The organism is Acidovorax sp. YS12, from assembly GCA_021496925.1.
GTDB lineage: Bacteria > Pseudomonadota > Gammaproteobacteria > Burkholderiales > Burkholderiaceae_C > Paenacidovorax.
The window spans coordinates 3,376,668-3,400,429 of sequence record CP053915.1; the positions used below are offsets into that span (position 1 = coordinate 3,376,668).

The 23,762-nt window shown below is 71.7% G+C and carries 17 protein-coding genes; 2 read left to right on the forward strand and 15 right to left on the reverse strand.

What is annotated here, in order from left to right:
• Positions 1-14: 14 nt before the first annotated feature.
• On the reverse strand, positions 15-2,465 hold the full coding sequence (locus YS110_15245) for a TonB-dependent siderophore receptor (GenBank protein ID UJB66013.1): 2,451 nt from the start codon (positions 2,463-2,465) through the stop codon (positions 15-17).
• Positions 2,466-2,671: 206 nt separating this feature from the next.
• On the opposite strand from YS110_15245, the gene YS110_15250 reads away from it, so the two are divergent.
• On the forward strand, positions 2,672-3,241 hold the full coding sequence (locus YS110_15250; protein UJB66014.1) for a Uma2 family endonuclease: 570 nt from the start codon (positions 2,672-2,674) through the stop codon (positions 3,239-3,241).
• Positions 3,242-3,255: 14 nt separating this feature from the next.
• Here the strand turns inward: YS110_15250 and YS110_15255 are convergent, their stop codons facing one another.
• The 13 genes from YS110_15255 to YS110_15315 form a co-directional block, all read right to left on the reverse strand.
• The gene (locus YS110_15255; protein ID UJB66015.1) at positions 3,256-4,206 is read right to left on the reverse strand and encodes a FecR domain-containing protein; all 951 of its coding nucleotides are present in this window, start codon (positions 4,204-4,206) and stop codon (positions 3,256-3,258) included.
• Complete coding sequence (locus tag YS110_15260; protein ID UJB66016.1) at positions 4,196-4,705, reverse strand: sigma-70 family RNA polymerase sigma factor; 510 nt, start codon at positions 4,703-4,705, stop codon at positions 4,196-4,198. Before YS110_15260 ends, YS110_15255 begins: the two co-directional genes overlap by 11 nt.
• A 68-nt stretch (positions 4,706-4,773) precedes the next feature.
• On the reverse strand, positions 4,774-7,200 hold the full coding sequence (locus tag YS110_15265; protein UJB66017.1) for a TonB-dependent siderophore receptor: 2,427 nt from the start codon (positions 7,198-7,200) through the stop codon (positions 4,774-4,776).
• Positions 7,201-7,443: 243 nt separating this feature from the next.
• Entirely contained in the window at positions 7,444-8,424 is a 981-nt protein-coding gene (locus YS110_15270) for a FecR domain-containing protein (GenBank protein UJB66018.1), read from the reverse strand.
• Positions 8,421-8,930 (reverse strand): sigma-70 family RNA polymerase sigma factor, encoded by a 510-nt coding sequence (locus YS110_15275; protein UJB66019.1) that lies wholly within the window; start codon positions 8,928-8,930, stop codon positions 8,421-8,423. Before YS110_15275 ends, YS110_15270 begins: the two co-directional genes overlap by 4 nt.
• A 103-nt stretch (positions 8,931-9,033) precedes the next feature.
• On the reverse strand, positions 9,034-11,349 hold the full coding sequence (locus tag YS110_15280; protein ID UJB67474.1) for a TonB-dependent siderophore receptor: 2,316 nt from the start codon (positions 11,347-11,349) through the stop codon (positions 9,034-9,036).
• Positions 11,350-11,515: 166 nt separating this feature from the next.
• Positions 11,516-12,526 (reverse strand): FecR domain-containing protein, encoded by a 1,011-nt coding sequence (locus YS110_15285; GenBank protein UJB66020.1) that lies wholly within the window; start codon positions 12,524-12,526, stop codon positions 11,516-11,518.
• Positions 12,505-13,020, reverse strand: coding sequence for a sigma-70 family RNA polymerase sigma factor (locus tag YS110_15290; GenBank protein ID UJB66021.1), 516 nt, complete (start codon positions 13,018-13,020; stop codon positions 12,505-12,507). Before YS110_15290 ends, YS110_15285 begins: the two co-directional genes overlap by 22 nt.
• A gap of 97 nt (positions 13,021-13,117) precedes the next feature.
• Positions 13,118-15,544 (reverse strand): TonB-dependent siderophore receptor, encoded by a 2,427-nt coding sequence (locus YS110_15295; GenBank protein ID UJB66022.1) that lies wholly within the window; start codon positions 15,542-15,544, stop codon positions 13,118-13,120.
• 108 nt (positions 15,545-15,652) lie between these two features.
• Entirely contained in the window at positions 15,653-16,669 is a 1,017-nt protein-coding gene (locus tag YS110_15300) for a FecR domain-containing protein (GenBank protein ID UJB66023.1), read from the reverse strand.
• Entirely contained in the window at positions 16,666-17,175 is a 510-nt protein-coding gene (locus YS110_15305; protein ID UJB66024.1) for a sigma-70 family RNA polymerase sigma factor, read from the reverse strand. The genes YS110_15300 and YS110_15305 overlap by 4 nt, the downstream gene beginning before the upstream one ends.
• A 130-nt stretch (positions 17,176-17,305) precedes the next feature.
• Positions 17,306-18,820: an AMP-binding protein gene (locus tag YS110_15310; protein ID UJB66025.1), complete on the reverse strand. Its 1,515-nt coding sequence runs from the start codon at positions 18,818-18,820 to the stop codon at positions 17,306-17,308.
• Positions 18,821-18,837: 17 nt separating this feature from the next.
• The gene (locus YS110_15315; GenBank protein ID UJB66026.1) at positions 18,838-20,508 is read right to left on the reverse strand and encodes an acyl-CoA dehydrogenase family protein; all 1,671 of its coding nucleotides are present in this window, start codon (positions 20,506-20,508) and stop codon (positions 18,838-18,840) included.
• A 43-nt stretch (positions 20,509-20,551) separates the two neighbouring features.
• Between YS110_15315 and YS110_15320 the strand changes: the two genes are divergently transcribed.
• Positions 20,552-21,223 (forward strand): TetR/AcrR family transcriptional regulator, encoded by a 672-nt coding sequence (locus YS110_15320; protein UJB66027.1) that lies wholly within the window; start codon positions 20,552-20,554, stop codon positions 21,221-21,223.
• Between the two features lie 979 nt (positions 21,224-22,202).
• On the opposite strand, the gene norR is transcribed toward YS110_15320, so the two are convergent.
• On the reverse strand, positions 22,203-23,762 hold the full coding sequence (norR, locus tag YS110_15325) for a nitric oxide reductase transcriptional regulator NorR (protein UJB66028.1): 1,560 nt from the start codon (positions 23,760-23,762) through the stop codon (positions 22,203-22,205).

Genomic DNA, 23,762 nt, shown 5'->3' on the forward strand with positions numbered 1-23,762 from the left:
AGTCCCGCCAGACGTCAATCGAACTTGTAGTGGAGCGTCACGCGGAAGCTGCGCGGCGCGCCGTAGATGTTGTAGTAGCCGCCGTCGTACAGCTCGGTCAGGTAGGTGCGGTCGAACAGGTTGTCGATGTCGAAGCTGACGCTGGCGTTGCGGTTGATGCGGTAGCCCAGCCTGGCGGATACGACGGCATGGCTGCCTTGCTGCACGCGTTCGGAGTCGTGCAGTCCGCTTTGCGCGATCACGCCGCCGCCCACCGTCCACCCGGAGAGCGCGCTGGCGTCCGCCGCGTCGGCAAACCGGTATTGCGCCCACAGCTTGAGCAGGTGCCGGGGGTTGCGGTAGGCATCGACTCGCTGGCCTACCCTGGCCGGATCGGCGTCAGTCAGGTAGATGCTGCGGTTGTTCGTGTAGCTCGCCGACAGGTTCAGACCGGGCATCGGTGTGCCCGAGACCTCGGCCTCGAAGCCGCGGCTCTGGATCTTGCCGGCGGCGGTGGAGCAGCGGCCCGACCAACTGTCGGAGCAGACGTGCGCCGGGTCCATGTCGTCCATGGCGCGGTTCTCGTCGCGCAGCTGGAAGACGGCCAGCGATGCGTTCAGCCGGTCGTTCAGGAAGGAGCCCTTGACGCCCAGCTCCACCTGCCCGCCGACGCGCGGCTTGAGCATCGCGCCCGTGTGGTCGCGCGCGCTTTGCGGCACGAAGATTTCCGCATAGCTGCCGTAGAGCGACAGGTGTTGGCTCACGTCCCACACCACGCCTGCGTAGGGCGTGAACTCGCCGCTGGCCTTCTGGCCGTCCACCCACGGCGTGGTGTAGCGGCTGCGCGAGCGGTACTCATAGTGCGAATACCGGCCGCCCAGAATCACGGCCAGCGGCTCCTGCACGCGCAGCCGCACGTTGCCGTAGAAGCCGGACTGCCGCGTGTCGGTGGCGTAGCCATAGGAGTTCCATTCGGCCCGCGATCCGCCCCAGTCGTGCTGGCGCAGGATGTCGCCGCCGGTGAAGACCGTCGAATAGCGCCGGTCGTTGTTCGACTGGCCGACGCTGTGGTTGTAGCCCAGGCTGGCCTCATGCCGCCGCCCCAGCCACTGGAAGGGGCCGGACACGTTGAAATCCATGTAGCGGTAGTCCTGCGTGGGCGCCGAATGCGACGCCTCGCCGTCGGCCAGACCCGTCACCGGATCGGCGAAGCCATAGCCGTACACACCCGCCCAGGTCATCTTCTCCTTGCGCTGGCCCAGCGCGGCCTTGGCGCGCCAGCCGTTGCCGAAGCGGTGCTCGTAGTCCAGCAGAACCTCGGTGATGTTCTGCGCGGAATCCACATCGGTCACGCCGACGAAGGTTCTGCGCCCGGGGAGCGTGCCGTCGCTGTAGCGCGGCAGGCCCCAGAAGGCGTTGCCCCGGTTCCGCATGTGCGTGACCGACAGCCCCGCCGTGCCGTCGGGGCTGGGGTCCAGCTCCAGGATGCCGTAGAGCACCTGGCGCTTTTCGTGCGCTGCCTCGTAGAACTGGTCTTTGTCCTGCAGCACCGCCACGGCGCGGCCGCGCAGCGTGCCATCGGCGTTCAGGGGGCCGCCCGCGTCCAACTCGGCGCGCGCGTTGTTCCAGGAGCCGTAGGACAGATTGCCCGAGAGGGCGAAGCCGTTCGCCGGCCGCTTGCGCACCAGGTTGATCGAGCCGCCCGGTTCGCCGCTGCCCGCGAACAGGCCCGAAGGGCCGCGCACCATCTCCACGCGGTCGTAGAGGGCCGGGTCCAGGCGGAACAGGCCCGACCCCGCGGCCGGGATGCCGTCCACCTGCGTGCTGACCTCGAAGCCGCGCGCCATGATGCGCCCTTCGTTCGTGTAGCCGTCCAGCCGCACGCCCGCCATCTGGGTGTAGGCCGCGTCCAGCCGCGTGATGCCCTGGTCGTCCATCTGCTCGCGCGTCAGCACCGAGATGGACTGCGGGATCTCGCGCAGCGAATGGGCGCCCTTGAAGAGCGTTGCCGCCTGCGCGGCATAGGTGCCCGTGCCCTCGCTGGTGGCCGAGCGCTCGGCCTCGGCGGTCACGCGCACCTCCGCCAGCGAAGCGGCGCCAGCGCCGGTGGACGGCCGGGCCTCGGGCACGCGCCGCAGCGTATAGGCGCCGCCCGGGCCGGCCGTGGCCTCCAGACCCGTACCGGCCAGCAGCGCGGCCAGCGCCTGCGCCACGGTCAGGCTGCCGCTGGCGCCGTGTGTCTGCACGCCCGCGACGAGTTCGGGCGTGAAGGTGATGAGCGCGCCCGACTCGCGCCCCAGCCGGTTCAGCGCAGGGCCGAGCGGCCCGGCGGGAATGGCGTAGCTGCGGGCGGCGGCTGGGGCCGGCTGGGCCAGGGCAGTGCGCGGCAGGGCCGCGAAGGCGGCGCACGCGGCCAGGCAGGCGCACAGCAGGCGCGCGGCAAAGGCGGTGCCGCGTGGCGCGACGGGGAATGGGGGGTGGTGCATGGTGCCTCTCGGATGCTGGGTTGATGGATGGTTCCGCAAGGCTTGACACGCAGGGCGGCGCGAATGGCCGCCTTTTTGGGTATTCATGATGAAATTGGCCTCCAGCGCTTGTCCAGCAAGCGCTGACAGCTATGAAATCGGGAGTTTCTGGCGTTGCCTGAGCCGAGTGCTGATAATGGCCGCTTCCTTTTTTGGGATGCACCGCGATGGCACAGCTCCTCATGACTGCCGCTGACTATCTGGCCTGGGAGCAGGCCCAGACCGAGCGCCATGAGTACATAGACGGCCAGTTACGTGCCAGGATGCCTGTCGAGGATCGGCACGTGACGGTGGCGGGCAATCTGGCTATCGCCTTGCGCCAGCACCTGCGCGGCACGCCGTGCAGGGTCTACATGAGCGCCATGCATCTGCATGTGCCCGTCTTCAACGCCTACTTTTTCCCCGATGTGATGGTGACCTGCGACGCAGGCGACCACGCAAGCCGCCTGTCCAAATCGGCCCCGGTGCTGGTGGCCGAGGTGCTGTCGCCCAGCACGGCGCACTACGACGCGGGCGCCAAATTCGCCCACTACCGCCAGATCGCCAGCCTGTGCGAGTACGTGCTCATCGACATCGACCGGCGCAGCGCCGACGTATACCGCAAGGGGGCGGACGGCCTGTGGGTGCTGCACCCGTTCATCGGCGGCCAGGACGTTGAACTGGCGAGCGTCGGGCTGACGCTGCCCGCCGCCGAGCTGTTCGCCGACCTCGAAGGCGACGGCGAGGCGGCGCAGTAGCCGCCACCAGCCATCTATCCCCGCCGCTCCACCACCACCCACCAGCGCGTGCGGCTGCGCACCTGCACGGGCAGCGAGAGCGTGAGCGCAGCCAGCACGCGGTCGGTGTCGGCCAGCGGGTAGGTGCCCGACACGCGCAGGTCTGCCGCGTCGGGTGCGCAGCGCAGCACGCCGGGACGGTGGCGGCCCAGTTCGGCAAGGAAATCGGGCAGGGGCATGCCGTCGGCCACCAGCATGCCGTCGGCCCAGGCGGCGGCGCCGTCCTGCAGCGGCGCGGGCGGGCTGGCGGCGGTGGCGGTAAAGCGGCTCTGTTCCCCGGCCGACAGGCGCTGCGCGGCGTGCGGGGCGTGCATGGGGGTGAGTTCCACCGCGCCCTCCAGCACGGCCACGGCGGTCTGGCCGCCCTGCTGGCGCACGGTGAAGCGCGTGCCGATGGCGCGCACCGTGCCCTCGGCGGTGCGTACGCGCAGGGGGCGTCGGGCGGCGTCCGGTGCGCTGCGCACGAGGATCTCGCCCGCGCGCAGCACGATCAGGCGCTCGGCGGCGCTGTAGCGCACGTCCACGGCGCTGGCGGTGTTGAGCTGGATCCGCGTGCCGTCGGCCAGCACGGTCTCGCGACGCTCGCCGGTGGCGGTGGAGAGGTCGGCGGCCAGTTGCTGCCAGGTGCTGGTCTGCCGTGCGGCCAGCAGCCCGCCCGCGCCGGCCGTCAGCAGCACGGCCAGCCGCACCGCATGGCGGCGGCCCAGGCCGGGCGCGGCCAGCGTTTGCAGGGCCAGGGGCGTGGGCACGCTGCGCAGTTGCCCGTCCACCTCGGCGATGCGCTGCCAGGCGCGCGCGTGCAGCGGGTCGGCGGCCAGCCAAGCCTGCCATTGCTGGCGGGCGCCTTCGTCGTCGCCGCCGTCCAGCGCCAGCAGCCAGTGCACGGCGGCGCGGGCGACGTGCGGGGGGATGGGTTCAGTCGGCATGGTGGAAGTAGCAGCGCTCGGCCGCCGCCGCCAGGTGCCGGCGCACGCTGGTGCGCGAAATGCCCAGCTGCGCCGCGATCTGCTCCTGCGTCAGCTCCTCCAGCCGCCACAGCAGGAAGGCCTTGCGCGCCGCCACGGGCAGGCCGTCCAGCAGGCGGTCGATGGCGCACAGCGTCTCCAGCACCATCAGGCGCGCGTCGGGCGGGGGCGCCACGGGCTCGGGCAGGGTGGCGAGCGCGTCAAGATAGGCCCGCTCGATCTGCCGGCGCCGCAGGTGGTTGGCCAGCAGGCGCTGGGCGATGGTGGTCAGGTAGGCGCGCGGCTCGGCCAGCGTGTCCGGCGGCTGGCCGCGCGCGGTGAGCACGCGCACGAAGGTGCTCTGCGCGAGGTCCGCCGCGTCCCACGCGCAGCCCAGCTTGCGCCGCAGCCGCGCCACCAGCCAGCCGTGGTGCTGCAGGTACAGGGCCTGGGTGGCCTCGGCTTGGGAGGGGGCGGGCATGGTGGATGCGCATCAATTGAGAATTAATCGCATTTTATGGCCCGGACTGCCGCTCCTGCCCGCGGCCGTCAGAACTTGTAGTTCATCGCCAGCGTGACGCTGCGCGGCTCGCCCCAGGTGTAGCTGCTGTAGGTGCTGAAGATGGAGTAGTACTTCGTGTCCAGCAGGTTGTTGACGTGCAGGCTCACCGAGAGGTGCCTGCCGAATTCGTAGCGCGCCGAGGCATCGAGCAGCCAGTAGGCCTTGGCCACGGCATCAGCCGTTGCGCCGGTGAGCACGTTGGTGACTGCGCCCCAGGTCTTGCTCTGCCAGCGCGCGCCGCCGCCCAGGGTCAGCCCCGGCAGCAGCGAGGGCTTGTAGCTGGCGTGGAGGGTGAAGACGTTTTCCGGCGTCAGCGTGGCGACTTTCTGGCCCTGCCGGCGCGAAATCTTGTGGCTGAACCCGGCATGCACCTGCCATCGCGGCGCGGGCCGGCCGGCCACTTCCAGCTCGTAGCCCCGGGTCTTCACGCCCTGGGTGGCGCGGGCGGCCGAGCTGCCGGACGGCGTGGTCTCGCCGGTGTACTCGGGGTAGTTGTCCTGGCCGAGCTGGAAGTAGGCGGCGCTGGCCTGCAGGCGGCCGTCGAGGAACGCGCCTTTCAGGCCCAGCTCCTTGTTCTGGCCTTCCAGGGGGGCGAGCGTCACGCCCTCCGGGGTCTGCGCGGACTGGGGCTTGTAGATCGTGGTGTAGCTGGCGTAGGCGGAAAGCTGCGGGCCCAGGTCGTACACCACGCCCAGGTAGGGCACGGCGACGCCGGATTTGCGGGTGGCGTCGTCCCGGTAGTCAAGTACCCGGCCGCCGGTGATGAGCTTGAGGTCGTCGCGCGGGTTCCAGCGCGCGGTGGCGTAGAGGCCGCTTTCGCGCGTCGTGGCGTCGGAGCGCAGGAAGTAGATCCACGCGGGCGCGGGGATGTCGCCATTCCAGGCGTAGTAGTCGGGCACGCGGCGGTCGTAGTCCGGCGGGCGGATCGACATGTCGCTGCCCCACTGGCGGTGCGAGGCGCTCGCGCCCAGCACCAGCTCGTGCCGGCGCCCGAACAGCGTGAACGGGCCGCTGGCGTGGACATCGAGCGCGTCGCTGGTGGTCTGGCCGTCGTACCAGGTCGGCCCCGTCAGGCTCACGCCGGAGCCGTCGAGCGGGTTGGGGTTGCCGTTGGCCGCGGCGGCCACCCGCGCGTCGTAGCCGTTGGTCTGGCGGTTGAGCTGCAGCTTGGCGACCCAATCGTTGCCGAAGGCATGCTCCAGCGTGGCGAAGGCCGTCCGGGTGTACTGCTGCCAGCTGCTCCAGCGGGCGCCGTTGTTGAACGAGCGCGGCATGTCGTTGAACTGGCCGTGGGCGTTGTAGAGCGGAATGCCGCCCCAGGTGTTGCCTTGGGGGTCGTTGTCCTGGTAGTCGGCCCCCACGGTCAGCAGCGTGCCCGGCGCCAGGTCGGCTTCCAGGATGCCGTAGAGCACCGAGGTCTTGCGCCGGTAGTGGTCCAGGTGGGAATGCCTGTCCTGGTACGCCGCCACGGCCCGGCCGCGCAGGCTGCCGCTGGCGTTGAGCGGGCCGCCCACGTCGAGCTGGGCGCGGTGGTTCTGCCACGAGCCGGCGCCCAGCGATGCCTCGCCCTGGAATTGGCGCGTGGGCTTCTTGCGCACCAGATTGATCGTGGCGCCCGGGTCGCCGGTGCCTGTCAGCAAACCGGTCGCGCCCTTGAGCACCTCCACGCGGTCGTAGATCGCCATGTCGCTGAGCGTCTGCCCCGCCGAATAGGCCGAGTCGCGCGTGACGGGAATGCCGTCGTACTGGAAGTTCTGGATGGCGAAGCCGCGCGCATAGAACTCGATGCGCTCGCTGTCGTTGGTCACGATGCTCACGCCCGGCGTCAGCCCCATGACCTTGTCGATCGAGGTCAGGTTGAAGTCGTCCATCTCCTGGCGCGTGACCACGCTGATGGACTGCGGCGTCTCGCCCGGCGTCAGCACCAGCCGCGTGGCGGTGGCGATGGCGCCCGGTGTGTAGCTGCCCGTGCCCTCGGTGATCTCGCCGAGCTGGTTGGCCGCGACCGTGACCTCGGGGAGCGTTTCTGCCACGGGCGCCGCGGCGGGCGCGGTGCGCAGCACGTAGCTGCCCCGGGATTGGGCCACCGCCTGCAGCCCCGTGCCGCGCAGCAAGGCATCCAGCCCGCTGCGCGCGGTGTGGCTGCCCTGCAGGCCGGGGCTGCGCAGGCCCTGCACCTGGTTCTGGGTGAAGGACAGCAGCAGGCCGGCGTCGCGCCCGAAGCGGTTGAGCGCATCCTCCAGCGGACCCGCGGGAATGGCGTAGTTGTGCGCCGCCTCGGCCGTGGGCAGCGCGGCGGGTACCTGGGCATGCAGGCTGCCGCCCAGGCCGGCGCAGGCCAGCGCCAGCACGAGGGCGCGGCAGGCCCAGGCCTGCGGGTGGAGCGGAAAACGGGGGGTGGAAAGAGGGGCCATGGTGGTCAGGAGGGAAGAAAGGGGCAGGGCGCATGCGCGCCGGGTGGACGCGGCGCAGGGCCGCACTCCCCTTCCATGTCCCGCGAGTTACCAAAACAGCCCACCGCGCACGGAATTTTTTCGCAATGGCGAGTGTCGCTATCAAAAAAGAGAGCTGCTCGCGCTTGCCAGTCGCAGAATCCAAAAGGTTTTGATCTCAAAAACCAGGAATAGCAAGCGCGGGTAGCTCTCTTTTTTGCAGCGTCACCGGGGCGCGGCCTCGGCCACCACCTCCTGCCGCCCCCACCAGCGCGCGAGCGTGCGCACCCGCAGCCCGGGCAGGGCGCCGAGCGCGGCCAGCACGCGCGGCACGTCGTCGAGCGGGTAGGTGCCCGACACCCGCAGGTGCGCCACCTCGGGCGCGCAGACCAGCCGCGCCGCGCTGTAGGGCTGCAGCGCGGCCAGCAGGTCGGGCAGCGGCAGGCCGCGTGCGACCAGCATGCCCTCGGTCCAGGCCGTGCTGTCCTCGTGCACGGCGGCCGGGGCCGACACGCCCTGCGCTTGCAGCGTGGCCTGCCGGCCCGCGGGCAGCACCAGCGCGCCGGCGTCGCCGTCGCGCGGCGTCAGGCGCACGGCGCCCTCGAACACGCCGACCCAGGCCTCGCCCCCGGCCAGCGCGCGCACGGCGAAGCGCGTGCCCAGGGCCAGGGCCTCGCCGGCGGCGGTCTGCACGGCGAAGCCGCGCGCGGGCTGGTGGCTGTCGGGCGCGGTGGTGATGAGCACCTCGCCCTCCAGCAGGCGCAGGCGGCGCAGCCGGGGGCCGTAGCCGATGTCGAGCGCGCTGGCGCCGTTGAGCACGAGCTGCGTGCCGTCTTCCAGCACCAGGCGGCGGCGCTCGCCGCGCGCCGTGCGCACGTCGGCCACCCAGGTGCGCCAGGGCGTGCGCTGCTCCAACTGCCAGGCTACGCCCGCGCCGAAGGCCAGCACGGCCAGCGTCTGCGCCACGCGGCGGCGCGCCGGGCCGCGCGGCGCCAGCGCCGCGCGCGCGATGGCCGCCTGCTGCGGCGCGGCCAGGCCCGCCAGTTGTGCGTTCACGGCGGCGATGCGCTGCCACGCCTGCTCGTGCAGCGCATCGGCCGCGCGCCAGGCCTGCCATGCGCGCCGCTGGGGCTCGGGCAGGTCACCGTCCTGCAGCAGCAGCCACCATTCGACGGCGCGGCGCGCCACCTCGGGTGGCACCGTCACGGCGCCACCGCGAAGTAGCAGCGCATGCCCGCCTGCACCAGGTAGCGCTTGACGGTGGTGAGCGATACGCCGAGCGCGCGGGCGATGTCGGCCTGCTTCATGCCGTCGAGCTGGGCCATCAGGAACGCGCGCCGCACGGGCGCGGGCAGGCCGTCGAGCAGGCGGTCGATTTCGTCCAGCGCCTCCAGCAGCAGCGCGCGCTCCTCGGGCGACAGCGCGGCGGCCTGCGGCGCCTGGGCCAGCGCCTCCAGGTAGGCGCGCTCCAGCTGCTGGCGCCGGTAGTGGTTGGCTACCACGCGCTGCGCCACCGTGGTCAGGAAGGCGCGCGGCTCGCGCGCCAGCACGGGCTCCTCGCGCGCCAGCAGGCGCACGAAGGTGTCGTGCGCCAGGTCGGCCGCCTGGTGCGCATCGCCGAGCTTCTTGCGCAGCCAGCCCTGCAGCCAGCCGTGGTGGTCGGTGTAGAGGGTGGCGATTTCGCGGTGGAGGGGGCTGTGGGCGGAGGGCATGGCGGTTCCCGGCGTGACTGCGGGACTGCTGGCCCACAATAAAACAAGAATCATTCTTATTCTATTGGGACCGCTAGCGGCCACCCGGAACCCGCGGCAGTGCTTACCAGTAGTACTTGAAGCTCAGGGTCGCCTCGCGGTCCACGCCACGGAAGATGCCCGCGTAGTAGGTCTTGTTGAACAGGTTGTTGACGTTCAGCGCGATGCGGTACCGGGGCGTCTCGTAGGCCACGGCCAGATCGGCCAAGGTTACGGCGTCATTGAAGTTCAGGCTGCCGTCGGACGCGACGTTGTAGGGTGAACGTCCCTTGTAGCGCAGGCCGCCCGCGACCATCAGGCCTGGCACCGCGTGCGGTCGGTAGTCCAGCCAGACGCTGGCCATGTGGCGTGTGGTTTGCAGGGTCTGACGACCGATTTCCGCAGCGCGCGTGCTCTGCGTGGTGCGCGGATCAAGGTAGGTGTAGCTGGCAAGGGCACTGAGCTCGCGTGTCAGGCCTGTACGCCCCTCCAGTTCCACGCCGGTGGACCGCACCTCGCCGGTCTGGATGCTGAAACGCGGGTGGTCCGGGTCCTGCGTGGTCACGTTCGTCTGGCGCAGGTCGAACACCGAAGCCGTGAGCAGCGTGCTGCTGCCTGCGGGCTGGTATTTCACGCCCACCTCGTACTGCTTGCCACGGCGCGGTGCGAACGCGCTGCCGTCATAGGCCAGGCCCGTGGTGGGGTCGAAGGACGTGGCGTAGCTGGCGTACGGCGCCCAGCCGCTGTCGAACTGGTAGAGCACACCCGCGCTGCCCGTGTTGGCGCTGTCGGACATACGCGGCTGGGTCGTGCTGCCTTGCGTGGTGCGGGCCGTGTCGTGGCGCAGGCTCAGGTTGGCGATCCAGCGGTTCCACTGGAACTGGTTGAGCGTATAGATGCCCGTCTGGCGCAGGGTGGAACGGCTGTCCTCCAGCTCGGGCATGGCAATGGCCTGGCCGTAGACCGGATGGTTCAGGTCCAGGTTGGGCACGTCCCAGCCAAAACCCAGGCCACCGCGCTCCTTGTAGCGGTTGTGGTCCAGGCCCACGACCAGGCGGTGCTGAACCGCGTCCCAGCGCAGATCCTTCTGCGCGCGGCTGTCCACGGCCAGGGTGGTGCCCTTGGTGCGCTGGGCCAGGTTGGCGCGCGAGATGCTGCGGCCGTCAGCCAGCACATCCATGGCGTAGATATGGCGGTAGTCGATGTCGATGGTGGAGTAGCGCAGGTTCTGCGTCAGCTGCCAGCCGCTGTCGGTCTGGTGGCCCAGCTCATAGCCCAGCGATTTCGTGTCGCGGTCGAAGCGGTCGAAGGCCGGATCGCCGGCCGTCAGGCGTGCAGACACGTCCTTGATTTGCGGGTAGGTGAACAGGCTGGGCCACCAGGACTTTGGGGTGCCGCGTTCGCGCGAGTAGCTGCCCAGCACGGTCAATTGGGTCTGGCCTGAGAGCCTCCAGCGCAGCGACGGGGCAACCGAGATACGGTCGTCGCGCGCGCCCACGGTGCGGCCGTCGCTGTCACGGCCCTTGAGATTGAGGCGGTAGAGCACGTCGCCTGCCTCGTCCAGCGCACCGCCCAGGTCAGCGGTGAGCTGTGCGCGGTGGTAGCGGCCATAGGACACGCCCACATTGTTCACATGGTCGGCTTCGGGCCGCTTCGACACTACGTTGACCACCCCGCCCGGTCGGCCCTGTCCGAAGAGCACCGAGGCCGGGCCCTTGATCACCTCGATGCTTTCGAGCTCATCGATCTCGTCGTTCCACGAACCATAGGTGCCGGCCGCGAACTGGCGCAGGCCATCCTTGTAATAGGAGCTCCCGTCGCTGAAGCCGCGGATGATGGCGCCGGTCATGCGCACATCGGCGCTGGTGACCTCGGTGGACACGCCGGCCGTATACGACAGCGCTTGCTCGATGCTCTTCGGCGCCTGGGTCTTGAGCTGCTCCTGGCTCACGATGGAGATGGAACGCGGCGTTTCCATCAGCGTGGTGCCCAGCTTGGTGCCCGAGGCGCGGCTTTGAGCGGCATACAGACCTTCCGCCGCATCGCGCTGCGAGGTGACGGTGACCGTCGACAAGGTGGCGGTGTTGGCGGCAGCCGCGGATGGCTGCAACGCGGGCGCAGGCGCCAGCACATAGCCGCCCTGCCCTGCCGCCTGCGCCTGCAGGCCGGAGCCTGCGAGCAGCCGCTCCAGCGCCCCGCGCACCGTGTAGCGGCCCTGCAGCCCCGCCGTGCGCTTGCCCTGCACCAGCGCGGGCGGCGCGCTCACGCTCACGCCCGCATCGGCGGCAAAGGCCGTCAGCGCCCCGGCCAGCGGCCCCGGCGGCACCTGGAACTGGCGCTGCGCCGCCTGCTGGGCCTGGGCCGTGCGCGGCAGGGCCGTGGCCGCGAGGCCCACGGTCATCAGCACGGCCAGGCCGGCCTGGGTGATGGGATGAAGGGGAAAAGGTGCGCTGGGCTGAGAGGCCATGGTCTGTGTTTCCTTCGGAAAATGCCGGTCGATGAAATTGCTTGCCATCGAACAGGACACGCTCCGAAGCGCAAAGGGGCCAAAGCCGAGCGGGTTTTTTTCAGCGCCCCGCGTCCACTGGCGCGACCGTGGCCCAGTAGCGCGTGCGGTACAGCACCTGCACGGGCAGCAGATGCACCAGGTTGCCGAGCACGGCGTCGGTGTCCCCGAGCTGGAAGGCGCCCGTGATGCGCAGCCCGGCCACGGCCGGGTCGCAGTGCAGCCAGCCCTGCCGGTAGCGCGCGAGTTCGGCCACGAAGTCGCCCAGCCGCATGTCGTCCACGGCCAGCACGCCGCGCGCCCACTGGGCGGCACCGGCGGGCGCGGGCTCGGCGGGCGCTGCCTCCCATGGGTCGAACCAGGCCTGCTGGCCGGCCTGCAGCCGCCGCGTGGCCGTGCCCGCGCGCGGGGCCACTTCCACGGCGCCCTGCAGCACGGCGACCTGGCTGCGCGCGGCCTCCAGCCGCACGGCGAAGCGCGTGCCGATGGCGCGCACGCGGCCCTGCGAGGTGTCCACGGCCAAGGGGCGGGAAGGCGCCATGGGGTCGGGGGCGGTTTCGATATAAATCGCCCCTGAACGCAGGCGCAGCAAGCGCTGGGTGCTATCGAATTCGATGTCCACCGCGCTGGCCGTGTCGAGCACGATGCGGCTGCCGTCGGCCAGCCGCCATTCGCGCCGCTCGCCCGTGGCCGTGGCATGCGTGGCCGTCCACTGCGGCGTGGCGCGCCAGGCCAGCCAGCCGGCCGGTGCCGCCGCCAGCAGCAGTGCCAGCGCGCGCACGGCCTCGCGCCGGCCGGCGCGGCGCCGGGCGCGGCCCAGCGCCGGCGCGCCGAGCGCGGCAGGCACGCTGGCGGCCTGCTGGCTCACGGCCAGGGCGCGCTGCCAGGCCGACTCGTGGATGCCGGCCTGCTGGCGCCAGGCCTCGAAGGCGCGGTGGTCGGCCTCGCTGGCCTCGCCCGAGTGCAGCAGCACGAACCATTCGGCCGCCTGCAGCGCCACCTCGCGCGACAGCGGCGCGGCCGGCGGCAGGGGGATGGAAGCGGCGCGGCTCATGGCGCCAGCAGAATGCATTCGGCCATGGCCTGGGCCATGTAGCGCTTGACCGAGCGCAGGCCCATGCCCAGCTCCTCGGCGATGGCCGCATAGGCCAGCCCCTCGACCTGGGACAGGATGAAGACCGCGCGCACCTTGGGCGGCAGGCCGTCGAGCATGGCGTCGATTTCCTGCAGCGCCTGCAGGATCGCCAGTTGCTGCTCGGGCGACGGCGCCTGGGGCGCGGGCAGCGCGGCCAGCGCCTGCAGGTAGGCCTGCTCCAGCGACTGGCGGCGCAGGTGGTTGAGCAGCAGCCGCCGCGCTACCGTGGCCAGGTAGGCGCGCGGCTCGCGCAGCGGCGCTTCGGCTGGCGCAGACGGCGCGGTGAGCAGGCGCACGAAGGTGTCCTGCGCCAGATCGGCCGCGTCGCCGGCATGGCCGAGCCGGCGCTGCAGCCATCCGAGCAGCCAGCCATGGTGGTCGGCATAGAGCGCGGCGACTTCGCGGTGGTGAACGGTTTCGGCGGCGGGCATGGTGCGGGCAGGCGGGGCGGGAATGGATACAAAATGATATCAATTCTCATTTGTGCGCGCATTGCACACCTGGCATTGCCCGGACGCCCGTGCCGGGTCAGAAGTCGTAGCGCATGCCCACGTTCACGCTGCGCGGCGCGCCCCAGGTGTAGTACAGGCCGATGGCGCTGAATTGGGTCATTCCGGCCAGGTACTGCCGGTCCAGCGCGTTGTTCACGTTCAGGCTGAACGACAGGTGCTTGTCGGCCTGGTAGCGCGCCATCAGGTCGAGCAGCGCATAGCTGTCCTGCGCCAGCGTGGCAGCGCTGTTGCCGATCTCCGTCTTGCCTTGCCAGCGCGTGGAGGCGCCCACGGTCAACCCGCGTAGCGCGCCGCCGCCGAAGCGGTAGGTGCTGCCCAGCTTGAACTGGTACTGGGGGTATTGGCTGGCGTTGCCGAGCGAACTGTTCTGCTGCACCAGGCTGCCCTGCGCCTGCCAGCCGTGCGCCAGCTCGCCCGACAGTTCCAGCTCCCAGCCGCGCCGCGTGGCGCTCGATACGGCGCGGTAGGCCGTGTCGCCGCCGGGCGTGAGGCCGCCGCTTTCCTCGGCGGTGTTGCGGGTCTTCATCCAGAAGTGGCTGATGCTGGCGTTCAGGCGCTTGTCGAGGAATTCGCCCTTGGCGCCGATTTCGTAGGTATTGCCCTGCTCCGGGGACAGCGTGTGGCCCTGCTCGTCCTGCGCGGTCTGCGGCTGGAAGATGTTGGCGTAGCTCGCATACAGCGACACGTTCGGATGCGCCGCGTAAACCAGCCCGGCATAGGGCGTGAGCACGACGTTTTCCTGCATGTCCCAGTTCCACCAGTAGGGCGTGCTGTCGTGCTCCTCGTACCGGGTCACGCGCAGCCCCGCGATCAGCTGCAGCGGGTCGGCCACGCGGAACCGTCCCGCGGCATACACGTAGCGCTGCTTCTGGCTGAAGCGGTTGTCGCCATAGACCCAGTTGCCGGTGTCGGGCTGGGGCAGCGCGCCGCCGCCCTGGGCAAAGCGCGTGCCCAGGTCTGCGAGGGGAACCGGCGGCGCACTGTTGGTAGGCATCTGCACACTGCCGCGAAAGCGCGAGATGCCTGTGCCCGCCAGCAGCTCGTGCGTGCGGCCCAGCAGGTCGAAGGTGCCTGTGACGTCCAGGTTCACCGTCCAGTTGTCGTTCTTCATGTCGCGCCAGTGGCCGAAGTTCGCCCGGTCCCGGTCGTACAGGAAGCCCGCGACCATGTCGTCCATGCCCGCATGCTGGTGCGAGAACTTGAGCGTGGCCGTCCAGTCGCTTGCCAGGCGCTGCTCCAGGCTGCCGAAAAGGTTGAGCGCATTCTGTTCGTACCCGCCCCAGGGCGCGCCGGTGTTGAACGAGCGTGGCATCCACGGCACTTCTGCACCCGCGCGGGTGTAGCGCTGGATCGGCTGCGTGGTGCCAATGCCGTGCGCCTCGCGCTGGCGGTAGGTCAGGCCGAGGTTGAGCAGCGTGCCGGGCGCCAGATCGGCCTCCAGCGCGCCGAACAGCATCCTGCTGCTGCTTTTCTCGTTGTCGCGGAAACCGCCGGCGTCCATGCCGGACGCCACCAGCCGCCCGCGCAGCGTGCCCGCCGCGTTCAGCGGCCCGCCCACGTCGGCCTGAACGCGGTAGTTGTCCCAACTGCCGGCGCTGGCGCGCACGCTGGCCTGGAAGTCGCGCGTGGGCCGCTTGCGCACCATGTTGACGGTGGCGCCGTAGTTGCCCTTGCCGACCACCAGGCCCGATGAGCCCTTGAGCACCTCGATGCGGTCCATCTCCGCCATGTCGTCGAGCGAGAACAAGGTGCTGGTGAGGTAGTACCAGCCGCTGGTGACCTGGGCCATGCCGTCGGTCTGCAGGTTGACGCTGGTGCCGCGCGCCTGGAAGTCGGTGGCGTTGTTCTGGCGGTACACGCCGATGCCGGGCGTCTGCTCCAGTACGTCGGTTAGCGTCTCCAGCTTGAAGTCGTCCATGCGCTGGCGCGTCATCACGCTGACGGACTGCGGCGTCTCGCGCAGCGACAGGCCCAGGCCCGTGGCCGTGCGGCTGGGGCCGGTCTGCGTGTAGCTGCCCGTGCCTTCGGTGGTGCCGTCATGGCGCACGGCCGCCGCGGCCACGGTGACGGTGGCCAGCGCCACGGCGGCGCCGTCCCCGTCGCCGGCCGGCGCGGCCTGCAGCGTGTAGCCCCCGCCCTCGCGCGCCACGGCGCGCAGCCCGGTGCCTTCGAGCAGCCGCGCAAAGCCCTGGGCCACGCCGTGGCTGCCTTGCAGGCCCGGGGTGCGCAGCCCGTTGGTCTGCGTGGGCGTGAACGACAGGCTCACGCCCGCCTGCCCGGCGAAGGCCGAGAGCGCTGGGGCCAGCGGGCCGGCGGGAATGGCGTAGCTGCGCGCGGCCTGCTGCGCCTGCGGCTGGGCCATGGCGCCCGGCGGCAGGGCGCTGGCGGCCAGCAGGCAGGCCAGCGCCACGGGGCACAGGGCGGGAGGGGTGGTGCGGTTCATGGGCGGATTCCTCGTCGGTGATGCGGTGGATGTGAGCCCCGGAGCGGGGCGGTCCACTGCTTGCCGGACGAGGCGGGGCCAAAGTGCCAGCCTGGCGCAAAAAAACTGTCAGCCGGCGTCGCGCGGTGCCACGGTGACCCACCAGCGCGTGCGCAGCAGCACCTGCACGGGCAGGGTTTCGCGCAGCAGGGCGAGCACGTAGTCGGTGTCGGCGAGCTGGAAGGCGCCCGAGATGCGCAAATCCGCCACCTCGGGCGCGCAGCGCACCACGCCGGGGCGGTAGCGCGCCAGCTCGGCCAGAAAGGCGTCCAGGCGCATGCCGTCGGCGTACAGCACGCCGTGCAGCCAGCCGGGCGCGCCGTCCGGCGCGGCCAGCGGCAGCAGCGCGTTGGATGCGGGCGGCGCGGCCCCGGCGGCGCCGAGGACGGTGTGCTGGCCTGCGTCCACGATCAGCGGCGCGCCGCCGCCGCGCGGCGTGGCCTCCACGCGGTGCTCCAGCACGGTGAGCCGGGTGCGCGCGGCGCTGCCATCGTCCTCGATGCGCACGACGAAGCGCGTGCCCAGCGCGCGCAGGCGGCCCTGGGGCGTCTCGACGATGAAGGGGCGGTGCGCGCCCGGCGCGTCGGGCGCGGTGCGCACGTACACCTCGCCCCGGTGCAGGCGCACCAGGCGCTGCGCATCGCTCCAGGCCACGTCCAGCGCGGTGGCGGTGTTCAGGGTGAGGCGGCTGCCGTCGGCCAGCACGGCTTCGCGGCGTTCGCCGGTGGCCGTGGCGTAGTCGGCGGTCCAGCCCTGCCAGGGCGCGTGGCGCCAGCCCAGCCAGGCGGCGGGCGCGGCCACGCCCAGCGCCGCCAGGGTGCGCAGCACGGCGCGGCGGCTGGCGTGCGTGGCGGGGCGCATGGTGGGGCGCGTGAGCACGGGCACGCCCAGCGCGGGCGGCACGGCGCCGAACTGGCGCGCCAGGCGCTCGGCCTTCTGCCAGGCGGCCTCGTGCGCGGGGTGCGCGGCGCGCCAGCGCGCGCAGGCGGCGAAGTCGGCGGCGCCTGCGTTGCCCGAGTGCAGGCGCACCAGCCACTGGGCCGCCGCGCGGATGACGGCCGGGTCGGGCGCCACCGGCGCGCTCATTCCATCAGCGTCAGGCACAGCTCGAACCCCTGCGCCATGTAGCGCTTGACGGTGCGCTCGCTCACGCCCACCTGGGCCGCGATCTGCGCGTAGCCCAGGCCCTGCAGTTGCGAGAGCACGAACACCTCGCGTGCCTTGGGTGCCAGGCGGCCGAGCAGGTCGTCGAGCTGCTGCAGCGCCTGGCGAATGGCGAGCGCGTCCTCGGGCGCGGGGGCGTGCGCCTCGGGCAGCGCGGCGAGGGTGTCGAGCCAGGCCTGCTCCAGCGAGCGGCGGCGCCAGTGGTCGTGCAGCAGGCCGCGCGCGATGGTGGCGAGGTAGGCGCGCGGCGCGCGCAACCCGGGCAGCACCTCGGGTTTGAGCAGCACGCGCACGAAGGTGTCGTGCGCCAGGTCGGCCGCGCCGTCCGGGCAGCGCAGGCGGCGGTGCAGCAGGGCCAGCAGCCAGCCGTGGTGCTCCCGGTACAGGGCGTGCACGGGATGGGCGGCAGTGCTGGGCGGGGCGTGCATGGCAGGCAATCAATGAGAATTAATCGCATTCTACAGATTGCCTGCATGCACCTACCCTGCCGGGTGCTGTCAAAATCAGGAGCGCCTGGCGCTTGCCCCATAAGGGCTGGAGGCCATTTTGACCTGAACTTCAGGCCGGCGCGCCGCGCAGCAGGTACTTCTGCAGCTTGCCCGTGGGGGTGCGCGGCAGCGCGTCCGCGAAGGCGAATTCGCGCGGGATCTTGTAGCGCGCCAAGCGCGGCGCGAGGTAGGCGGCCAGCGCCTCGGGCGTGGGCGCCTCGCCGGGGCGTGGCACGATGCGGGCCACCACGGTCTCGCCCCATTCGGGGTGCGGCCGGCCGAACACGGCCACGTCGGCCACGCCGGGGTGGCTGGCGAGCGCGTCCTCGACTTCCTTGGAGTACACGTTCTCGCCGCCCGTGACGATCATGTCCTTCATGCGGTCCACGATGAAGAGGTAGCCCGCGCCGTCCAGCCGCGCCAGGTCGCCACTCCTGTACCAGCCGCCGGGCGCGAACGCGGCGCGCGTGGCCTCGGGGTCGTCCAGGTAGCCGGCCATGGCGCTGGCGCAGCGCAGCCAGATCTCGCCGGTCTCGCCCGGGGCGGCGTCGGTGCCGTCGGGCTTGACCACGCGCAGGTCCACGCCGGGCAGGGCCACGCGGCCGATGGAGCCGGCGCGCTCCACCTGCTCCTCGGGGTACAGCGTGGTGCCCACGGGGCCGGTCTCGGTCATGCCGTAGACCTGGTAGAAGCGTTCGCTGCGGTAGGCCGCCGCGAGCTGGCGCGCCGTCTCGGCGCCGATGGGGCCGCCGCCGTAGACCCAGGCGCGCACGCTGGAGAGGTCGTAGCGCGCGAAGTCGGGCACGCGCTGCAGCGGCGCGAGGTACGACACCGGCGCACCGAAGTACAGCGTCACGCCCTCGTCCTGCACCGTCTGCAGGAAGTGCTGCGGGTGGTATTCGCGCAGCAGCACCACGGTGCCGCCCATGTAGAGCGTGGCGCCGAACCAGTTGTTCAGCGGCGATGAGTGCCAGATCGGCATGGCGATGAGCGTGCGTTCCTCGCGCGTGACCGACAGCGCCAGCGCCGCCGTGATGGCCGCCAGCGCCACGCCCTGGTGGCTGTGCAGGCAGCCCTTGGGCTGGCCCGTGGTGCCCGAGGTGTAGAGCACCTCGGCGATGGCGCCGGGCGCGGGCGGCGCGTCGTCCTGCGCCAGCGGCGCGGCGGCGGCGCGCGCGGCGTCGAAGTCGAGCACGTCGGGCACCGAGCCCTCGGTGCACAGGCGCCGGGCGGGGCTGTCCACGCCGGCCAGCACCGGGGCCAGGGCGGCGTCGAACAGCACGGCGCGCGCGCCGCTGTGGCGCAGGATGTACTGCACCTCGGGCGCCTGCAGCTTGTGGTTCACGGGCACCACGGCCGCGCCCAGGCGCCAGGCGCCGAGCAGGGCATCGACGAAGCCCGGTGTGTTGAAGCACATCAGCGCCACGCGGTCGCCCGCGCCCACGCCGCAGGACTGCAGCACGGCGGCGGCCTGGCGCGAGCGCCGCTGCATCCCGGCGTAGGTGATGGAGGCGCCCGCATGGCGCAAGAAGGGCTTGTGCGGCGTCTTGCGCGCCGCGCTGTCGAAGGCACAGAGGAGGTCCATGGCGGTTGCTCCCGGTGTCAGGCGGCCAGCGCGCGTGCCAGCAGTGCATCGACGGCGATGGCGCGCGTGTCCAGCGCGCCCACCACGCGGCCCGCGTCGGCGTCACCGAAGCGCGAGGCGATGAAGGCATCGGCCACGGCGGCGGGCGCATGGCGGCGCAGCAGCGCGGCCTGGGCCACCAGCACCAGGCGCTGCGCGAGCACGCGCGCCAGGGCTTCGAGCTGCGCGGGCGGCTGGGCCAGCAGGCCGCGCAGCGACTGCAGCGTGGCCAGCAGGCGCGGCTCGCCCGCGGCGGCGTCGGCCAGGTCGGCGAACAGCGCCTGCGCCGCCTCGGGCTCGCGCGCGATGGCGCGCAGCACGTCCAGGCACATCACGTTGCCCGAGCCTTCCCAGATGGAGTTGACGGGCGACTCGCGGAACAGGCGCGCGACGACGCTGGTGTCCACGTAGCCGTTGCCGCCCAGCACCTCCATGGCCTCGCCCGTGCATTCCACGCCGCGCTTGCACACCCAGAACTTGGCGGCGGGCGTGAGGATGCGCTTGTACGCGCGCTGCACGGGGTCGGCTTCGTCCTCGTAGGCCTCGGCCAGGCGCAGCGCTAGCGCCATGGCGGCTTCGCTCTCCAGCGCCAGGTCGGCCAGCACGGCGCGCATCAGCGGCTGTTCGGCCAGGCGCTTGCCGAACACCTCGCGCTGGCGCGCGTAGGCGATGGCCTGCACCAGCGCCTGGCGCAGGATGGCGGCGCTGCCCAGCACGCAGTTCAGGCGGGTGTACGTGGCCATCTCGATGATGGTGGGAATGCCCCGGCCTTCCTCGCCCATGAGGATGCCCCAGGCGTCCTGGAACTCGACCTCGCTGCTCGAATTGCTGCGGTTGCCCACCTTGTCCTTGAGGCGCTGCACGTTCACGGCGTTCTTGCTGCCGTCGGGGCGCCAGCGCGGCACGAAGAAGCAGGCCAAATTGGAAGAGGATGGCCCGCCCGCGCCGGTGCGCGCCACCACCAGATGCGCATCGCACATCGGCGCCGAGAAGAACCACTTGTGGCCGCGCAGCAGGTATTCGCCGCCGCGCCCGCCCGCGCCGATGGGCGTGGCCACCGTGGTGTTGGCGCGCACGTCCGAGCCGCCCTGCTTCTCGGTCATGCCCATGCCGAGCCAGAGCGATGTTTTCCGCGCCAGCGGCAGGTCGCGCGCGTCGTAGGCCGGGCTCAGCAGCTGCGCCTGCAGCTGTGCCCACAGCGCCGGTTCCTTCTGCAGCACGGGGATGCTGGCCGTGGTCATGGTGGCCGGGCACAGCGTGCCCTGCTCCACCTGGCCGTGCAGGTAGAAGCCCGCGGCCCAGGCGGCCCAGCGGCCCTTGCGGGTGTCGGCGAAGGGCTGCCCGATCAGGCCCTGGCCACGGTACATTTCCATGAGCGCATGCCAGCTCGGGTGGAACTCCACCTGGTCGATGCGGCGCCCGCGTGCGTCGAAGCCGTGCAGCGTGGGCAGGTGGCGGTTGGCCTCCTCGGCCAGGCGCCAGGTGGCGGCGTCGCCCAGGCGCGCGGCGTACTGCGTGAGCGCGGGCAGGGCCCAGCCGGCGTCGGCGCGCTGCAGCGCCTCGGCCAGGGCCGGGTCGGCCGTGAGCAGGTTGATGCCCGTGGGCTCTTCCACCTGGTTGAAAACGGTGTGGGTGTTCCAGTCGGCCATGGGGGCTTGTCTCCTTGTGTGGTGAAAGGAAAGTCTAGGAAAAATGGCCTCGCGAGGTGTTCGGGTTTCAACGCCGCCGCAGGACGCGCCGCAGATCCGCCGCCGCCCGCGCCAGTCGCGCGCCCAGGCGAGCGCGCAGGCGCTGCAGGATGCGTTTGTTCGGGTTTTGCTCGAACGCGGCTACGAGAAAACCACCATCCGCGAGGTGGCGGCCGTGGCCGGCGTCGGCGTGGGCACGTTCTACGAATACTTCGGCAACATGCGCGCGCTGGCGGCGCTGTGCATCCACCAGCGCGTGAAGGCGCTGGCCGATGCGGGGCAGGCCGCCGTCGATGCCGCGCGCGGGCGGCCGCTGGCGCGGGTGCTGGACGCGCAGCTCGACGTGCAGGTGGGCCAGGTGATGGCCGAGGCGCCGGTGTGGGCGGCGCTGTTTCTGGTGGAGCGCCAGGTGTCCACGCCGCAGGCCTTTCGCAAGCACTACGAGGCCTACGTGGCGCTGTGGCAGCGCACGCTGGAGGCGGCGGCCGGCGCGCCGCACGATGCGGCAGGGGCGGCGCGGCTGCTGCACGCCATGACCTACGGCTGGGTCTCGCAGTCGCTGCTGGCGCAGGGGCCGTGGGTCGACGCGGCGGCGCTGCGCGCGCAGCTCGGTCAGGCCGTGCAGGCCTATGCGGCCACGCTGCAGTCCGGGCCGGCTGCGGCAGCGGACTCCTGAAAGAAGAGCTGCCAGCGCTTGCTGGACAAGCGTTTGAGGCCGATTTGGCTTGTAATCGTTGAGGGCACTCACGGCCCATTTTCATAGCGCGTTACGCAATGCTTGCGCGGCTTTGCGGCTATTTGGGTGCGCTGGCAGCTCTCTTTTTTTTAGTGTTTTTGTGGGGTTGCTTCCCGGAGCCGGGACTCGCCCCGGCGGGCGAGGTACTTTCTTGCTGCGCGGCAAGAAAGTACCCAAAGAAACGCGCCCCGCAGTCTGCGACCCCTTCGCTTCGCTACGGGGCAAACCTGGGGCGAGACGCTGGCGGGGTGCGCTGCGGAACTCGCTACGCGCTGCGCGCTTCGCTCAAACAACCGCAGCGAGTCAGACCACGAAGCATGCGCGACTTCGCGCATGCCACCCCACCACCGCCTCGCCCCAGGCGCAGCCTGAAAGGGGGTGGAGACCGACACGGGCCATCGCTGCGCTCGGCCCCCAACACGCAGGCGCTACGCGCCGCGCGCGCCAGGCCGAGCGCAGCGATGGCCCGTGTCGTCTTCAAACCCCTTCTGGCCGTACCGAGGAGCGCAGGGCGTGGGGCGGGCGCGTGTGCCGAAGGACACACGCGCTTCGTGAACTGACTTGCCGCGTCTGTTTGAACGCAGCGCCGCAGGCGCGCAGTGAGTTACGCGGCACCGCCCCGCGCCCGAGCACCGCAGGCTGCCCCGGAGCGCAGCGCAGGGGATACGGGCAGCAGGGGCGTGCTTCTTTTGCTTCCTTTTCTTGCACGAGCAAGAAAAGGGAGTCGCCCGCCGGGGCGAGTCCCGGCCTCTCCCCTCAACCCCCCGGCAGAAGATCAAAAAAGAGAGCTGCCAGCGCAGTCCCCACAAGCCCTTGAGCCCCAAAACAGCTGGAAAACCGCGTGGATATTGCGCGACCCGCTATGAAAAGATGTGTGCATGCACAAGCCCGTAGCGTGTAGCGCTGCGAGAGGGGGCCTTCACTTCATCCCCAGCCGCCGGGCGAGCTTGTGCAGGTTGCTCGCATCCACGTCCAGCGCCCGCGCCGCGCGGGCCCAGTTGCCGTCGTGGCGCGCCAGCGCGGCGCGGAGGACGGCGCGCTGGCAGGCGTCCACGGCATCGCGCAGCGGGCCCTCGGCGGCGGGCGCCGCATCGCCGGCGAGCGGCGGCGGCTCCGGCGGGGCCGCACCGTGCTGGTCCGGGTCCAGGTCGAGCAGCGCGGGCTCCAGCGTCACGATGTCGTTGCGCCCGGCGCCCCGGCTCAGGGCCTTGAGCGCGGCGCGGCTGATGACGTGCTCCAGCTCGCGCACGTTGCCGGGCCAGGGGTAGCGCTGCAGCGCCGCCTGCGCGGCGGCCGACAGGCGCAGGCTGCGCAGGCCCAGGCGCGCGCGGTTCAGCTCCAGGAAGCGCCCGGCGAGCAGCAGCACGTCGGCGCCGCGCTCGCGCAGCGGCGGGATCGGCACCGGGTATACCGACAGCCGGTGGTACAGGTCGGCGCGGAAGGCGCCGCTGGCCACCTGCTCGCGCAGCGGGCGATTGGTGGCGGCGAGCACGCGCACGTCCACGCGCCGGGGGCGGTCGGCGCCCAGGCGCTGGATCTCGCCGTTCTGCAGTGTGCGCAGCAGCTTGGCCTGCACGGCCAGCGGCAGCTCGCCCACTTCGTCGAGGAACAGCGTGCCGCCCTCGGCGGCCTCGAAGCGGCCGGGCCGGTCGGCCATGGCGCCGGAGAACGCGCCGCGCACGTGGCCGAACAGCTCGCTTTCGGCCAGCGTCTCGGGCAGCGCGGCGCAGTTCACGTGCACCAGCGGCTTGCCGCGGCGCGGCGAGTGGCGGTGCAGCCAGCGCGCGAACAGCTCCTTGCCCACGCCGGTCTCGCCTAGCAGCAGCACCGGCAGCGCCGAGCTGGCAACCACGCGCAGCTCGTGCAGCAACTGCGTCAGCGCCGGGCTCTGGCCGACGATCTCGGCATCGGGGTCGGCGGTGGGCGCCGCCCCTTCGGCGGGCGCGGTGGCGCGGGCCGGGGGCGCCAGGCGCAGCGCCTGCACCTCGCGCTCCAACTGCGCCATGCGCACCGCCGCTTCGGCCAGGCGCGCGCAGTGCGCCAGCGCGGCGCGCTCGGGCGCGCCGAAGGTGCCGGTGCGCAGCGCGTCGAGCGTGAGCACGCCCCAGGGGCGCTCGTCCACCCACAGCGCCACGCCCATGCAGTCGTGCACCGGCAGCGGGGCGCCCACCAGGGTGTCGAGCAGGCCGTCGTAGGGGTCGGGCAGGGTGCTGTCGTGGTCGAAGCACACTACCTCGCGCCGCGCCAGGATGGCCGCCAGGCGCGGGTGCTGGCGTACGGCGAAGCGCCGCCCCAGCGCCTCGGGCACCAGGCCGTCCATGGCCACGGGGCGCAGGTGCTCCTCCTCCAGCCGCAGCAGCACCACGGCACCGCAGCGGAAGTGCGTGCGCAACTGGCTGGCCAGGCGCTGCAGGCGCTCGGCGGGCGGGTGCGCAGCGGCCAGGTCGGCCAGCAGGGCGGGGTCGATCAGGGTATTCAT